We start from the raw sequence: 15,383 nt of genomic DNA, 5'->3' as shown, positions 1-15,383 counted from the left end.
TGTGTGTACTAAGCTGCAGAATTTTAGCCCGGTTGCAAAGCCGCCGTCATCCACCACGTCCAATTTCGGTCGAACTATGCCAGTGTGCCGTGGTCGCCAGAACTCGACGTCACCGAGCTTCAGGTCCAATGCCCAAAACGCCAACAATACTGCCTTCGAAAGACAACGAAGATCAGCAGGTCAAGCGCCTCCCGCAGCAGCGCCACGGACGCGTTGACGTCCGGCACCGGCCCGTCGGCCCTACCGGTCATGGACAGGTGCATACCCGTTGACGCCTCGGTGTGACGTCCCTCGGCGCGGGAGGCCGTTGGCACTTGCGCTCATCAGCGCGGATGATGGGCGATGGGGACGCCGATGTTCATAAAAGGCCCGATAGTTACTTTCAAATCTGAATAACTTTTGCCTTCTTGCCGGGATAACGAGGTTTTCGCAGCGTTGGGCTTCGTCGCGGTGGCTCCTCGTCTTCTATTTCGGAGACCACGGACGATTGGACCGCCAGAACGACACCCTTCTTTCCTTCGATCGCGGCTTTAAGATATGGGACTATCACGTCGGTTTGCAGCCCCGTTGTGCCGATCCATCCTCGGCCAACCATATCAATGAAATGCGTGGGCGTGAAGTGCCGACGGCCGAACGTATTCGCGTATACGATTGTGCCTTTCCTCTTCCCTTTCACCGCCGGCGACTTCGCTAATCGCTTCCAGTAACTGAGAGGCACGTAAATTCCGGGGACGTGGCCTTTGTCCTCGTGCGTGAGCAGTTTGCTGCAGAACTTCAAGAAGAACGGATCGGCACCGAATCGATAACCTTCGCACGTCTCGTCCGATTTTATTGTTGCAAGCGTCTCAGCGAGCGTGTCCATTCGCGCAATCTCTTTACTCAATTGCTCATTAGGGCGGTAACCACCTTCTCCGTCAACCCCAGTAAACATCTTGTACTGTACAAAGACGACCGCTTTCAGCGTTTCATTGACATAGATCAGATCAACTCCGAGCTGTGTCTCAAGGCTTTGTTTGTTCGCCAAGATGACAGTCAGACGAGTGTCTCCGTTCGTGAAGAGCCTCGCGGGATAACGCTGACGCTTCACAAATTGCCACCCTTCGTCGGCAACATCAAGGTCTTGCAGGATTGCGAGGTCTTCTATGGTTGTAACGTCTTCATCATTGTCAAAAATCGACGTCAGGCCAACTGATGCATCCTCGCCCAGCTGAGGCGCGATCTCCAGCTGTTCCTTTGGAATTCTGGCGATCTCAAGGCAAGTAACTACCGCATCTCGCTGATACGCCCAATTAGTCCTAGCTGACGTTGGAGTCGCATCAGGTGGCGGTGGACGACGATCAATCAAACCATCTGCGACTCGGAAGGCAGCCTCGTCCACGTCTTGCAACGCGTCCATCACCAGCTTGAACGCAGACGATGAAATGTGCCCGCCGTCTAGGGCTCGCCTGGCGCGCCAAGCCTGCTTCCCCTTGAGTTTCTTCTTTATGGCCGAAACAAGAACTGGCGCCGGCAGGGGCGTGAGATTCCAGATGTCGAGCTTGTCTTTGCCGGATTCTGCGGGGTAGTAAACGATGCTACGCGCGACGTGCGTCAGGCGACCACGAACAGTACTGATGAAACATAGCATCCCACGTCTGCGCATCGCCGCGGGGATCGTCTGAATCGCTTGACTACAAATACTGCGTACAGCAAGGTCGTTTTCCAGCTCTTCGAACCGCTGGGCTGCAACTCCGAGCAAGTAACCGTGCTCGGGAATCCACGGTTCGCGAGCACCGAAATATTGATTCCCCAGTAGCAAGACGCCTCCATTCGCCGCTTAGCGGTGTCATCTCACCGCAGATGCTTACGGTCGTGAACGTTCTGTAAGATGCCGATGATTTACCCAAGGTTACTAGCCATACCTACGCGGCCGCATCCCAGCGCAATCATTGCTTGCACGACTAAATCTTACCCGGGTTTATCAAATGCGGGTCAACAGCTCCCAACTCAAAGGACGGCAGGGTACGGTGCTTGGCAGAGCATCGAGATTGTCGCGTACCGTACTATAACGTCAGTGTCGAGCGGCCTCCGATTCTCAGTCGCCGCCGTGCTTCCTCGCCAACCGTGATTCTGTACGCATCGAAAAAGTCGATTGCCGGTCCATCGGCGACCCATTTGGCATTTCGTCGTTCACAGGTGCTGCGCGCAGTTTGGTTCGATCCCGTCTCTTCGCTCTACGCTCGCACGTCGGAAGGAAAACATCGCCGGGAATGGTCCTTCAAAAGTATTATTTCACTGCTCAAATTGCGGGCACGAATAACATAGCGAGGGCTGTGCGATGAGACTGGAATCTGTTTCGATAAAAAACTTTCGCTGCTACCGGGAAGAGGTAACAGTGTCCATAGCCGATCTGACTACCTTTGTCGGCAAGAACGACATTGGGAAGTCTTCGATCCTTGAAGCATTGGAGATTTTCTTTAACAACGACACAGTAAAGATCGAGCAGGGCGACGCCAACATATACAGCGGCGATCCGTTCGTATCGATCACCTGCGAGTTCTCGGAACTGCCGGACAAATTGACGCTCGATGCCGGCGCAGATACCACGCTCGCGACGGAATATCTGCTCTCTGCCGCCGGTACGCTAAAGATTCAAAAAGTATTTGACTGCAGCAAGAAAACACCCAGCAGCGAGGTTTTCATTCTCGCGAACCATCCCACGGCTGCCGGCGTAGCGGATTTGCTGGATCAGAAAGAAAAGGATCTGCAGAAGCTCGTCAAGGAACAAAAGCTTGATGTCGCGCTGAAGGGCAACCCCGGCATGCGCCAAGCTCTCTGGGCTGCAGTCGGTGAATTGGGCCTGCAGGAGGTTGCGCTGCCGGTTTCAAAGCCGAAGGAAGACAGCAAACGGATCTGGGACCAGCTCGAAAACTACCTGCCGATATACGCGCTGTTTCAGAGCGAACGCAGCAGCCGCGATTCCGATGGCGAGGTGCAGAATCCGATGAAGGCCGCCGTCGCGGCCGCCATTGCAGAAGTGCAAGACGACATCAATCGCATTCAGGCTAAGGTCCAAGAAAAGGCCGAGCAGATCGCCGCAAGCACTCATGAGGCACTGAAAACGATCGACCCGAATCTGGCCAAGGAACTGACGCCGCAATTTACCCCGCCGACCGCGGCCAAATGGACCGGACTGTTTGCGGTTGGCATGGACACCGACGACGGCATTCCGCTGAATAAGCGGGGTAGCGGTGTGCGCCGCCTAGTGTTGGTCAGCTTTTTTAAGGCGGAGGCCGATCGCAGGCTGAAGACCGGCCCCAGCCGTAGCATCATCTACGCGATCGAAGAGCCTGAAACAGCACAACACCCGAACAATCAACGCATCCTCATCGAATCGTTCAAAACGCTCGCGTCAGAGTTGGGCTGTCAGGTACTGCTGACCACCCACAGTCCGGGCTTCGCGGCCGAACTGCCGACGGCCAGCATAAGGTTCGTGACGCGCGCAGACGGCCGTCCGGTGATCCAGGAAGGCGCAGATGTGTTCGGACAGGTTGCAGAAACCCTCGGAGTTGTACCAGATAGCCGCGTGAAGGTCCTGTTTTGTGTTGAAGGTCCGACCGATGTTTCCGCATTCAAGCATCTGAGCCGAGTTTTGAATGAAGCTGACAACACCCTCCCGGATCTCAGCAAGGAAGACCGGGTTGCCTTTGTGCTACTCGGCGGGTCGACGCTCAAACATTGGGTTACTCAGCACTATCTACGCGCGCTCAATCGCAAGGAGGTGCACATCTACGATAATGACGTTCCGAAGTACGGTGAATCAGTTGCCGCCGTGAATCTGCGAAGTGACGGCTCTTGGGCCGCGCTGACCACCAAGCACGAAATCGAGTGCTATCTGCATGCCGATGCGATTCGGGAAGCGTTCGATGTAGAAGTCGCCGTAGCCGATCATCCCGACGCCCAGGGAAAAGCCGTGCCCAAACTCTTTGCAGAGGCTTTCTTTGCTAAACAGAAGACCGACGCCGTGATGTCGGATACGAAGGCAAAGCAACGGCTGGCGGAGAAAGCATTCTCGAAAATGAGCGCGGCGCGGCTTGCTGAGCGAGACCCGGACGGCGAAATAGCCGGCTGGTTCCGCCGCATCGGTGAAATGCTGTAGCAAGTGACGCGGGATCATCGAGAGAGCAAGGACCACCTGGGGCAGATCGCACGAACGGAAGGCTCTATTGGTGGCGTCGAATTCTGAGCCGCCGCACATAGCGTTTTAAAGTGAATCTGCCCCGCTTAGCGAAACGTCGGTCGCCGTCGCCTCTGCTAAATGAATGCTCGTCGTAGCTCGTGAGCAGACGTTCCCCATCCGACTACGAAGGACCGGACCTAACCTAACCGTAGAACTCTGCCTCATGCCAACACCTCATTTCATTAAACGGAGCAGACCTTCTCATGTACCGCGCACACCCCGCAGGGCCCCCTGATTCGGCGCGCCCATGCTCATGGTGCGCGACGCGCATAGGCGAATGTCGAACAGAGCCGGCTCACGGAGTACTCTTCCGGCTTACCCGACCACCAATCATTGTCAAGCGTGCGCCCGTCATCCACAGCAATTCCGACGTGCCAGTGAGCGTTGGGGCATCGCACTATGCCAGTACGCCGTGATCGCCAGAACGCGACGTCACCGGGCTTCAGGTCCGGACTCCCAACACGCCGATAATGCCGGCTACGAAAGACGACGAGCGGTCAGCAGGGCGAGCGCCTCCCGCAGCAGCGCCACGGACGCGTTGACGTCCGGCATCGGCCCGTCGGCCCTACCGGTCATGGACAGGTAGGCGAAGTGAACGGCTGGGGAGTGCTTCGCCAAGGCCACCAGGTGCGGACCACTCGGGCCCCGAACGCCGCCTAGCCAATTCTGCACCGTTCTTTCGCTCGCGCCAGTCCAGCGCGCTAGCTTCTTGATCGTCTGCCGGGACCCCCCAAGCTCTTCCTTAAGCGCCATGGCGATCGCGAGGGGATATTCCGCGCCGATTTCTTCTTTCTTCCCGCGCAAATTCTTGCGTGTTGTCGGCAACATTTTTCGCTCCTCCAAAACTATATTCCCTGAACGGAAGAAATGAGAAGGGGCCCGCTTGTATCCTCTTTGAGGGAGCATCCAGCGACAAGAGCCGCCCCTCGCGGTTCACGGGAGGCAGGGTGGAACGGACATCGCGCAACAAAAACCCGCAAGCCGCTGGCGGCCGAGGCCGCGCGGCGGCGTATGTGCGAATGTCGACGGAGCACCAACAATACTCAACCGAAAATCAGAAAGACGTCATTTTGGCTTTCGCCGAAAGCAGAAACCTTGACGTCGTTCACGTATATGCCGACGAAGGGAAAAGCGGTTTGCGCCTGGACGGGCGGGATTCCCTTAAAGCCCTGCTGCGGGACGTGGAATCGGGAACCGCTGATTTTTCTGTGATCCTTGTCTATGACGTCAGCCGCTGGGGGCGTTTCCAAGATCCGGACGAGAGCGCGAGCTACGAAATTCGCTGCAAGCACGCGGGCGTACGGGTGCTCTACTGCGCCGAGCAGTTCGAGAATGACGGCAGCCCAGTGTCGAGCATCATCAAGAGCGTCAAGCGAACCATGGCCGGCGAATACAGCCGGGAACTCAGCGTGAAGGTTCACGCAGGCCAATGCAGACACATCCGCAACGGCTTTCGCCAAGGCGGCCCGGCCGGCTACGGCTTGCGGCGCGTTCGCGTAGACCAGACAGGCGTCATCAAAGGCGAACTGAGCCGCGGAGAACACAAGGCCATCCAGACGGATCGGGTCATTCTCGTTCCTGGGCCGCCCGACGAATTGGCGACGGTGCGAGCCATCTATCGCCAATTCGTCCATGAAGGACGCTCAGAGTCCGAAATCGCCGCCGTTCTGAATGAGACGGGCATTCGCACGGATCGCGGCACCCCGTGGACTCGTGGGACAGTTCACCAGATCCTCATCAACGACAAATACGTCGGAGATAACGTTTGGAACCGCGTGTCGTTCAAGCTCAAACAGGAGCGCGTCCGCAATCCGCCGGCCTCGTGGATTCGCGCGGATAACGCGTTCGAGCCGATCGTCGATCGAATCATCTTCGAGGCCGCTCGCCAAATCATTCTCGCTCGCTCATACCGCCTGACCGACATCGACATGTTGGACGCGCTGCGCAAGCTGCTGTTGCGCAACGGCTATCTGTCCGGCATCGTCATCGACGAGGCGCCCGGATGCCCTTCCAGCAGCGCTTACGCGAATCGCTTCGGGAGCTTGCTTCGAACATACGACCTGATCGGCTACACGCCTGCGCGTGACTATCGCTACGTCGAGCTCAACCGTCGCCTGCGGGAGCTCCACCCCGAGGTCGTCTCGCTTGCCGAGCGTGCGATGGCCGACACGGGAGCGCGAGTCGAAAGAGACGCCGTGTCCGGGTTGCTATGGGTCAACGAGGAGTTCAAGGTCTCTCTGGCCCTGTCTCGTTGTCGTCCGACCGAGGCCGGTTCGAATCGCTGGATCATCCGTTTCGACAACGCGCTTCGCCCTGATATCACCGTCGCGGTGCGCATGGAGCTCGATGCGAAGTCGATCCGCGACTACTACCTGTTACCGGCCATCGATGTCTCGTCGGACGTTGTCCGTTTGGGCGACCACAATGACTTCGGATTTGAGGCTTATCGCTACGAAGACCTCGACATGCTTTGCCATCTGGCGCGTCGGGTCCCACTGAAGGGAGTCAGCTATGAATGACCGCGTCGACAAGATCGTCTCCGCGCTTTCGCGCAGTGAGCAGATCACCCTGATTCCTGTTGAGCGGCTTCGAGTGCTGAATCCCCGGACGCGCAATCCGTACTTCTTTTCTCAGCTCGTCGAGAGCATCGCGTCGGTCGGGCTCAAACGGCCGATCACGGTCGCCCACGGTGGACGCGACGCCGAGGGCGAGTGGCATGAGGTGTTGTGCGGCCAGGGCCGCCTCGAAGCGCTGAAGGCGCTGGGCGAGACGATGATTCCATGCTGCGTTGTCGAAGCCACCGAGGTCGACCGCTACCTCATCACGTTGACGGAGAACATCGCCCGGCGACGACATTCCACCGCCGAGCTTTTGAGCGGCTTACAGGTTCTCCGCGCGAAGGGCTACACAACCGAGCAGATCGCCAGGAAAACTAATCTGGAAGACTCCTACATAAACGGCATCCTGCAACTGTTGGAGAAGGGTGAGCAACGGTTGATACAGGCGGTGGAAAATCGCGTCATGCCGCTATGGCTTGCCGTCGAGGTCGCCCGCGCCTCAACCGACGAGGTCCAGGCCGCGATGGTTGCCGCCTACGAGTCCAAGACGCTGACCGGAGACCAATTGCTGCGTGTGCGAAGGATTCTAAGCAAACGAGAAGTGGCAGGTAAAAAGATGCACGGCCGCCCGGCCCCGCGCGAAAAGCCGACTCCGCAAAGACTGCTGCGAACATACAAAAACGAGGTTCGCCGCCAGAAGATGATCGTGCAGAACGCGAATCTGCAAGAGCAGAGGTTGCTGCTGATCACATCCGCTCTGAGGCGCTTTCTCGCCGATGACCATTTCAGGACGCTCTTGCGGGCCGAGGGCTTCAAGGACATTCCCGAAGCAGTCGCGAACCGTATCCCACCGGAGCTTATGCCATGAGCAATGTCAGACATGGATTTGAACCAAATGTCGTTGAGATTCCAGTTGAACGAATCACCGCGGACTCATCCTTGACCAAAGGCATCCTGGCGACCTCGAAATACAAAACGATCCTCGGCTCCATTGCGGAGTTGGGAGTAATAGAGCCGCTCGCGGTGTTTCGCTCCCCTCGGCGGCTGGGTGACTACGAACTGCTCGATGGGAGGCTGCGACTTGAGGCGCTCAAAGAACTAGGCCGGGAGACCGCCCCCTGCATGATCTCGACTGATGACGAAGGCTTCACGTTCAACCGGCACATCACTCGCCTTTCGGCAGTACAAGAGCACAGGATGATCCGGGCCGCTCTGGCAAAGGGAGCGTCGGAGAAGCGAATAGCCGAAGTGCTTCGCATGGATGTCCGAAGTATTCGGGAACGGGCGACTTTGCTGGACGGTGTAGCGCCCGAGGCCGCCTCAATCCTCAAAACCCGGCAGACCGCCCCGAAGGTCTTTTCGGTCTTGAAGAAAATGAAGCCATACCGGCAAATCGAGGCGGCCGAAATGATGGTCGCAGCCAACAAGTTCACGGCCACCTACGCCGAAATGATTCTCGTGGCCACGCGCGCGGAGGCGTTGGTCGAGGGGGCGAAGCCGAAAAAGAAAGATGAAATATCGACGGAGGACCTCGCGAAGATGGAGAGCGAAATGGAGCGGCTGCGGCAAGACTGCCAGGCCGTCCAGGACGAGATCGGCGACACCATGCTGTCGCTGGTCGTCGCCAAAAGCTTCATGGCACGCCTGCTTCGAAACGAGAACATTCAAGGACATTTGAAGCGCCACCACGGCGACCTGCTTGCCAGCCTGGTCTCGACAATGGATGCTATCGCGGCTGACAATCGCGTTACAGAGCGTGAATGATACGCCTATCGTCGTCCCTGCAAGCCGCCGAGCTGGGTGGCAGGCACGCGACGACCGTTCCCGTTTCCGTTCATTCTGCGCGCGACGTAACAGCTCGCACGTCTGGCTACGGTCCAACGCTGCACGCCGTAGAAAGAACCGTCACGTTGAACGGTGTCAGGTCAATGCAGTGTTGTAAGCGATCCGGCGAGACAGCCGCCGGGCGCCAATTACAGCCCGCTGACGGCTGTCCTAGCCTGTCGCCCGCACTTACCAGTCGACACATCGAACTGTTATGATCCCATTTACTCGTTCTGATTCAGATCGCATTCGTTGCGCTTTCATCCACCTCACCGAACGACTCCACATCGAACGCATTTCCACTCGCATTGCTCACATCGGCATCCACGCGAGGGCGCCCGGCCTTCATTTTCTTCGGCACCTGACCCATGTCGAACGTGCGAATACGCTCCGCGCCCGTTATCATCACATACTGCTCGGCCTTGGCGAGATAGACGAGATTCTCGCGTAGCGTCTTGCGCTTCTCAGCGTCGTTCCAGTTAATCTGGCCCACACCGACACCACGCTTCTTCTTGTAGCTCTTCTTCAGCCACTGCGCATTGCTGTTCCAGTAATCGCCCTTCCCCTCCGTCACCACATCGGCCCAGTATTCACCGATCTGCTGCCCGATATACTCGTCGCGGTTGTGATCTGCCGAATAGAACAGGATCACGTGCAGGTGCAGCCCCGTGTCTTCACCCTGCTCGATTGCCCAGACATAGTTCTTGATACCTGACATCAGCTTGTTAAAACGTCGTGCCGCAAAGAAGCGCTCGCGATGCTCCTGAATCGTCTCAAGCGTGATCCAGCGACGGAACTTCGGCTTGTAGCGCAACGTCAACGAAAGCACCAGCCATCGAGACCTACCCGTCTCCAGGGAAAACATCGCCTCTTCCAATCCCAATACTCGCTGCTCATTGCGTCGTGCGTTCATCTTCCTCAGACGCTCACGCTCCTTGAACTCACGTGATTGACAACGTACGCGGATCAGTTCGATCAGCATGTTGAACACGTCCATGTATCGCACGCCGTCAGCACGGGCGAGATCACCGGGCTCGCCGAACCAGAAAGTCCGCTGACCGATCAGACCAAGCTCATTGCAGACATCGTAGAACGCGTCGACCCGAGCCGAATAGCGATGCACCTCCGAGTATCGTTGGAGCCAGTCGTTCACATACCGGTAGTAGCGCTTGCCAAGGAAAAGCTCATGAATCTTCTTCACACGGCTATAACGGGTTATCTCTTCGACGAACCCTCCCCGTCCCGTCTCGATAGACTGAACGAACTTCTCGATATTGAAGAGGTGTCTTGAAGCATAGCCCTTGTGGATGATCGTTTTCCTCTTGCCATCAACGTCGGTTTCTTCGAGGTTCATACGCTCATCGAGGCGAGCGATTACCTCCAGAGCTTCCTGGTCTTCATTGATTGTGTACATGGTTGCGTAATGATGTGTCGTCGCTCTCATGGCGACGGTGATTGATGTTCGGTCTCTTGTTCGTCGTGGTACCGATAACACCTGCCAGCGAATGCTCAGAGCACGATGTACGGGAGACCTTATTTTTTGTCATTGACTGATCGAAATGAAGCGTCATTGAAGACGCATTTCGCTCTCGATGTGACGTTCACAATAGAACTTGCGAAGTGCCTTTCCTACTGCATGGCAATGAAGCATGCATCGGAGTAGCTTTCTGATTTACTTCCGAATACTTAAGTGAATACTCCTATTTCTATTATTTTTATTTCTATTCCATAGGAAGCAGAAGTGGGAAGCATTTGAATAACGCGTAATCGCGATGATTCAGTCAACGACATCCACGAGAAGCGCGGCTTTCTATGACGCTCCTCATATACATACATACGCACGCAGTAAAAAGATATTCAGACGCGAGCCCTAGCCCATGATCGGCCGCACCCTCTCCACCCAAGTGCGAGAGGAACCACTTCGGACGACGCGCCAGTGATTGATTGCGGTACCGTCAGGCAGGCTCAACCCGTGTGTGAAGAGAACATCATGCCCGCGCACGATTTGAACCTGCTTTTTTTGCTGCCCAAAGAGCAAGAAAGCAGATTTCAATTGCCTGCGCGCGCAACGTTTTCTTGCGCGGCGCTGTTTTAGGTCAATACGCAAGCGTCGGCACAACACGGCCGGAGATTGGGTTCAACTCGGGGATCGCGAGAAGCGCTGCCGCAACAAAGTGAGGTGCGCGTTGAAGACAGGGGGCTGTCTGGGAGGCCGTGGCAAAGATATTCCGGCGGCAACAAAGATAGCTGCCAACCGGACTGCCAGGTTGATGAAAGTCGCAAATGAAGGCGGTGGCTTTAGCCACCGCCTTCATCTCGCATTAATACCGTTGCTGCCGCCAACTGCCGGGCCGTATCTCGATATTGAGCCGGACGAACATCGTCTGCCTCGTCGACGTCGTCGTATTTCCAGTAACGAGCAAAATCTTTCTCCGTTCCTGAAGCCAGGTCAATGCGGACTTATATAGCATCAAATCTTTTCTCAGACCGAACCGCGTGCAAAAGTTTCGCAATTCGCTCGCTTCGAATTGAGCGTTTTGGTAGCCCATCGCGTACTCATCAGGCACCTTGCCGTCATTTTTCAACGACAAGCGCTCTTTCAGTTTTTGCAGCACGTGCCCGGCGACTTCTTCCATCACCATGTCGGGATTGAAAATGCGACTGAACTCCGACAGATACCACTCACATACTTCAATGGCGCTCGCCACCGTATGATCCGGGATCTCAAGCTGGTTCAGCCCGCCCATGCTCGGCAATTCTGCAGCATTTGTATATCCACGTTCAAAGAAGTGAAACAGCGCAGCCAGGCGGGCAACGTGCTCGGAATACCGATTAACGAATTCTCGCTCGTGCACATACTGACCGCCTTCGACCGTCTGAGCCTCCTTCTCGTTCTGATCGCTTTCCCACAACTGCTGCGCGGCTGGCGCGAAAGAGAGAACCATCCGGTTCTGCGCTCGTTTCTCAATCTCGGTCCGGCCGTGTTCGAGCAGATCCGTCACACGCTTGTTGAATCGTTCGATCCACGCAGTCGAACGGGGAACAGAACTATCGGCCATACGATCGCCGTACGGTGTCTCCGCGCGCGAAATCAACGTCCGCGGCATGAAGCCAATGCCCTTAGCCGATTCGCCCTTACGCGCAAGAAAGCGGTCGAATACGGTTGGCTGGATCATGAGCGAAACAGTCAGACGTGGATCGGCAACCGAAAAACTCTCCTTCGCCGAGCGCCCGACGACGTCGATCCGCTGCCCGTCCCAAAGCCGATCCAGCCGCGCCATGTCCGACTCGCTACGCGCGGTCAGGATGTCAGCTGCTTCGCTCGAAATCAGACCGGCTGACGGCCAGTTCTGGCAAAGGCTGCGCTCGAGGTCGCGCATCGCTATTGCCGAGTACAGAACGCGCCTGAGCAACGGTATGGCGTTCGTGAACGGCTGACTGCGCAGCTCTTGCAACAATCGCTCAACGTTCTCAAGCGATGCCTCCGCCTCCTGCGCTTCTTCCGCCGACGCGCAATGCGCTTTCCGGGTAAGACTTGCAAGAGTGCGTTGCAGCGCCCTTTCTTTGTCCTGGCGCGCTTTCAGCTCGTTTTGATAGGCTGCTTTTTTCCGCTCATAGTCGGCCTTGCCTACTTGGTCGTAGACCTCGATCACAGGCGTAACGGCTCGATCAGCACGGGTCTTCCGGGCACCCGAATCAGCGACTGCCAGCATGAAGAGCGAGCAGACCGACGGGTCGCCACCGATACCGCGATCGACCAGAACGAGGTCTTGGCACGCCAATGACACCGCAGTCAAAACAGCCTGCACCGCGAGAGGTACTGCGAGTTTGTCGTTGTTGCAAATTTCAAGCACTGCACCCCGGATAGTCTCGGGCAACGCTTGCCACGGGAAGTCGGTGCGAGGCACGTAGTCGGGAAACGGCGGCTTACGCCCGTCATTGTGACTCGCGGGCGTTTCGCAGGCCGGCACCGTCGACTGCGCATCGTCACCAGTCGTGGTTGCGACCGTTCCTGCTGCCGAACCGGCCTCGGTGGTCGCCTCGCACGCGGTCGGGGACTCAAACTGATTTCCGAATTCCATCATGCAGCCCTCCGGTTCTGGACGCCGCCAAAGCGCTCCTGATACAGGCGATTGAGCCGACCGGCCTTCGGTTGACGGCAGCGCAGAAGCTTACGAATGGAATCCTGGGTGGGATCGAGCTCGCCGCAGAGCGCGGCTTGATGAATCTTTTTGAGCAGCCGTTCGTCATCCGATGCAACCGCACTTACGTCGTCTGCCGTGGTGGTCGCACCTTGAGCTGCCGCAGCTCCTAGTGATTCGGCCGTCAACACTCTACTGTCAGCGGTCGCTATTTTCGATTGGTGCGCGACCGCATCGGGATTCGCCACGACCGTCTCGCGACCTGACACGGCCGCAGCGCGGTCGTCGTCCCGACCGCCGGCACGACCGCTCGCGACCGACACCAGCAGCCAGCCCATGATGGCAGCGCCTTCGAGCACGACCGCACACGCGACCGCCAGCATCAGTTCAAGAAAGCTTTCGGTCGTGTGCAGCCAGGACGCGACCACCGACGCGATCGGGTCAGCGCGCAGTGTCGCGCGCTCTGCCTCCTCACGATCGACCAGCTCGTTCTGACGGTCTTCCGAAGCTTCTCGACGTCTTGCCTCGTCCGCTTCGGTATTCAATGCAGCGAGCTTTGCCGCAATGATTGCCGAGCGCGCTTTCAGAGTCGGACAGTCGCCCACGCAATTACGTGCTTTTACGATAGCCAGATCCGCATTCAGTTTCGCTGCATCATTGGCGATCTCGGTTAAAGTGCGACCGGCGGGCGTGTTCAGGGTTGTCGGCGTGGCGCGCATCGGAATCAAGGCCGCACGCTCGTTGCCAGCATGCTGCTGCGACACCACGAAGAACGAGACCTGCCCGAAGAGCACAACCCCGAAACTGAAGACCCATAGAGCCGCAGCAGCCACGCGGCCGCGAACGTGCAGGACGCGCCATGCGACGGGCAGCAGATGCACGCACAACACGGCTACCGCGCTTAGCGCCACGGTCATCAAACGTTCGACGCTCAGCCCAGCGCGATGCCACGCTGTGTACGTCGCAATGCCAAGCGAAGTCAACGTCGTCAGAGTCGCGATCAACGACGCCAACAAATGCTGGAAGCGCGTGATCCGCGGCTGGACTACCGGGCTACGCGGCGCGGCGGGGTTTGCGCGACCGCGCACAGAAGTGATGAACAAGCGCGTGAACATCTCAGGCTTCCTCCCCGCGCAGGAATTTCGCGACCGCATTGGCCTCCCACATCAGGCGGCGGTTGGGCAATTTGACCGGCTTCAGACCGAAGTACGTGCCTGTCTGCGAATAGCGCTTGCGGACTGACTGAGCCTGGACGCCGACCGTATCAGCCATTGCCTCGGTCGTGAGGTAACCACTGCGCGACGACGGCATAAACTGCGCGCGGCCGTGCACATCCGTCAGTTGCTCCTCGATCTGGCGCTGATGCTCGGCGTGCAGCGCCTTGTTCAGATTGCTGGACATGAAGTTCTCCATAAGTGCGAAATGTCGTTTCGCGCCTCTTGGAGCCGGAGAGCCAATCACCGTTAAAGGCCGTTGAGCGCTCTAGCTCCACGAATTGCAGCGCATGACAAATTTATGGAGCGGTTGCGGCGGGGTCGCCTCGATGTACGCGAATGTACGAAAACGTGCGTGGCGGGCGCGCATCAGGACACACGTGAAAAGGCGGGCGAGCGGGTAGAATCAAAGGCCGCCTATGGAACACTGGTATGGCACCGAGCATGGGAACCCGGCAACGAAGGCGAGCCGAACACATCCGTCCCAAACAGTGGAAAACGGCGTGTGTGCGTCCGATTATTACGGCGACGTGTAGCGCCTGGATTTAAGACGGCCCAATTGCACTCGCAACGAATCGCGTTTAAGCACGTACGGCCCCCCGTCTTCAAGCGTCACCGGCAGCACCCTGCCTGACTCATATTTCTCGCTCGACCTGTTGATTGCGCCGCGGTCGTCGAGAATGCGACTCACTATAGGAAAAATGATCTCAATCGCGTAAGGGTCGCTGCCTCGCGAGATGGCTTCACGCTGCGCCTTCAAAATATCGGAACCTAAGGGATGCCACCCGCCGTCGTCGCCTATGTCCGTCACCTTCAGAAACGACTCCACGACGCTGGCAGGAAGAACGATTTTCGTCGCCCCTAATCCGTGCAACTTCAGGAAAGCATCCAGCCATGTCCGGTCGAAAAAAAGAATCTCGTCATACAGGCAAAGCTCTTCCAACCAAGCTACGAAGATGACGGGTTCGACTTCCGACAGATACTGTCCTTCATCCTCGCATTTCTCCCCCCAGTGTCTCAGCACCCGATGTGCGTTTTGGAATCGCGTTGACGCGGTTGTCGCCTGCGTTTCACCATCCAGCCCGCGCAGATGCTTACGGTTTCTCTCAGGGATCGTTTCCGCGCCCGTGCCGTCGTTCTCCCAAAGCTCGTATATCAATCGCCGCAACTGGTCGGTCCAGAAAGACGCGCTTTTGTTTGCGCTTTCTGCCGAGTCTAGGACCTTACGCCAGTGGTCAGTCGGTACGATCCCAGACATTAGTAACGCCCCCATGACGGGAGTCCACGTCGCGAAACCGTAGAAGTACTTCGCCTCGATTTCCACCTTCAGGTTGAAATCGATAATTTCCGAGCCAGGAAGCTTGATATTGGTCGCCATGAGCTGTCCGCGCGGCAGTTCCTGAAGTGATCAAAAAGATATTCGTAC

The 15,383-nt window shown here is 57.3% G+C and carries 11 protein-coding genes; 4 read left to right on the top strand and 7 right to left on the bottom strand.

What is annotated here, in order from left to right:
• Positions 1-382 precede the first annotated feature (382 nt).
• Positions 383-1,798, bottom strand: coding sequence for a hypothetical protein (locus AB4Y32_RS00890; protein ID WP_368719535.1), 1,416 nt, complete (start codon positions 1,796-1,798; stop codon positions 383-385).
• Between the two features lie 519 nt (positions 1,799-2,317).
• On the opposite strand from AB4Y32_RS00890, the gene AB4Y32_RS00885 reads away from it, so the two are divergent.
• Entirely contained in the window at positions 2,318-4,138 is a 1,821-nt protein-coding gene (locus tag AB4Y32_RS00885; protein WP_368719534.1) for an ATP-binding protein, read from the top strand.
• 558 nt (positions 4,139-4,696) lie between these two features.
• On the opposite strand, the gene AB4Y32_RS00880 is transcribed toward AB4Y32_RS00885, so the two are convergent.
• Complete coding sequence (locus tag AB4Y32_RS00880) at positions 4,697-5,047, bottom strand: hypothetical protein (RefSeq protein WP_368719533.1); 351 nt, start codon at positions 5,045-5,047, stop codon at positions 4,697-4,699.
• A 119-nt stretch (positions 5,048-5,166) separates the two neighbouring features.
• Between AB4Y32_RS00880 and AB4Y32_RS00875 the strand changes: the two genes are divergently transcribed.
• From AB4Y32_RS00875 to AB4Y32_RS00865, 3 genes are read left to right on the top strand one after another with little or no spacing between them, the layout of a single operon-like run.
• On the top strand, positions 5,167-6,738 hold the full coding sequence (locus AB4Y32_RS00875) for a recombinase family protein (RefSeq protein WP_368719532.1): 1,572 nt from the start codon (positions 5,167-5,169) through the stop codon (positions 6,736-6,738).
• Complete coding sequence (locus tag AB4Y32_RS00870; protein ID WP_368719531.1) at positions 6,731-7,645, top strand: ParB/RepB/Spo0J family partition protein; 915 nt, start codon at positions 6,731-6,733, stop codon at positions 7,643-7,645. Before AB4Y32_RS00875 ends, AB4Y32_RS00870 begins: the two co-directional genes overlap by 8 nt.
• Positions 7,642-8,541 carry a plasmid partitioning protein RepB C-terminal domain-containing protein gene (locus AB4Y32_RS00865; RefSeq protein WP_368719530.1) on the top strand — a complete coding sequence of 300 codons (900 nt, stop codon included), beginning with the start codon at positions 7,642-7,644 and terminating at the stop codon, positions 8,539-8,541. The genes AB4Y32_RS00870 and AB4Y32_RS00865 overlap by 4 nt, the downstream gene beginning before the upstream one ends.
• A gap of 298 nt (positions 8,542-8,839) precedes the next feature.
• On the opposite strand, the gene AB4Y32_RS00860 is transcribed toward AB4Y32_RS00865, so the two are convergent.
• The 5 genes from AB4Y32_RS00860 to AB4Y32_RS00840 form a co-directional block, all read right to left on the bottom strand.
• Positions 8,840-9,955 carry a hypothetical protein gene (locus AB4Y32_RS00860; protein ID WP_368719529.1) on the bottom strand — a complete coding sequence of 372 codons (1,116 nt, stop codon included), beginning with the start codon at positions 9,953-9,955 and terminating at the stop codon, positions 8,840-8,842.
• A 967-nt stretch (positions 9,956-10,922) separates the two neighbouring features.
• Positions 10,923-12,686, bottom strand: coding sequence for a YfjI family protein (locus AB4Y32_RS00855; RefSeq protein ID WP_368719528.1), 1,764 nt, complete (start codon positions 12,684-12,686; stop codon positions 10,923-10,925).
• The gene (locus tag AB4Y32_RS00850; RefSeq protein ID WP_368719527.1) at positions 12,683-13,858 is read right to left on the bottom strand and encodes a hypothetical protein; all 1,176 of its coding nucleotides are present in this window, start codon (positions 13,856-13,858) and stop codon (positions 12,683-12,685) included. Before AB4Y32_RS00850 ends, AB4Y32_RS00855 begins: the two co-directional genes overlap by 4 nt.
• Position 13,859: 1 nt before the next feature.
• The gene (locus tag AB4Y32_RS00845; RefSeq protein WP_368719526.1) at positions 13,860-14,144 is read right to left on the bottom strand and encodes a hypothetical protein; all 285 of its coding nucleotides are present in this window, start codon (positions 14,142-14,144) and stop codon (positions 13,860-13,862) included.
• A 333-nt stretch (positions 14,145-14,477) separates the two neighbouring features.
• The gene (locus AB4Y32_RS00840) at positions 14,478-15,335 is read right to left on the bottom strand and encodes a hypothetical protein (protein ID WP_368719525.1); all 858 of its coding nucleotides are present in this window, start codon (positions 15,333-15,335) and stop codon (positions 14,478-14,480) included.
• Between the last annotated feature and the right edge of the window lie 48 nt (positions 15,336-15,383).

It is taken from the genome of Paraburkholderia phymatum, from assembly GCF_040965635.1.
GTDB lineage: Bacteria > Pseudomonadota > Gammaproteobacteria > Burkholderiales > Burkholderiaceae > Paraburkholderia > Paraburkholderia phymatum_B.
The sequence above is the reverse complement of the archived record's forward strand: the minus strand, read 5'-3'. Positions and strand labels throughout refer to the sequence as shown.

Coding starts and splice junctions, on each gene's coding strand:
- AB4Y32_RS00870 (WP_368719531.1), top strand. CDS start 6,731: ATGAATGACCGCGTCGACAAGATCGTCTCCGCGCTTTCGCGCAGTGAG.
- AB4Y32_RS00885 (WP_368719534.1), top strand. CDS start 2,318: ATGAGACTGGAATCTGTTTCGATAAAAAACTTTCGCTGCTACCGGGAA.
- AB4Y32_RS00840 (WP_368719525.1), bottom strand. CDS start 15,335: ATGGCGACCAATATCAAGCTTCCTGGCTCGGAAATTATCGATTTCAAC.
- AB4Y32_RS00860 (WP_368719529.1), bottom strand. CDS start 9,955: ATGAACCTCGAAGAAACCGACGTTGATGGCAAGAGGAAAACGATCATC.
- AB4Y32_RS00865 (WP_368719530.1), top strand. CDS start 7,642: ATGAGCAATGTCAGACATGGATTTGAACCAAATGTCGTTGAGATTCCA.
- AB4Y32_RS00855 (WP_368719528.1), bottom strand. CDS start 12,686: ATGATGGAATTCGGAAATCAGTTTGAGTCCCCGACCGCGTGCGAGGCG.
- AB4Y32_RS00845 (WP_368719526.1), bottom strand. CDS start 14,144: ATGTCCAGCAATCTGAACAAGGCGCTGCACGCCGAGCATCAGCGCCAG.
- AB4Y32_RS00850 (WP_368719527.1), bottom strand. CDS start 13,858: ATGTTCACGCGCTTGTTCATCACTTCTGTGCGCGGTCGCGCAAACCCC.
- AB4Y32_RS00880 (WP_368719533.1), bottom strand. CDS start 5,047: ATGTTGCCGACAACACGCAAGAATTTGCGCGGGAAGAAAGAAGAAATC.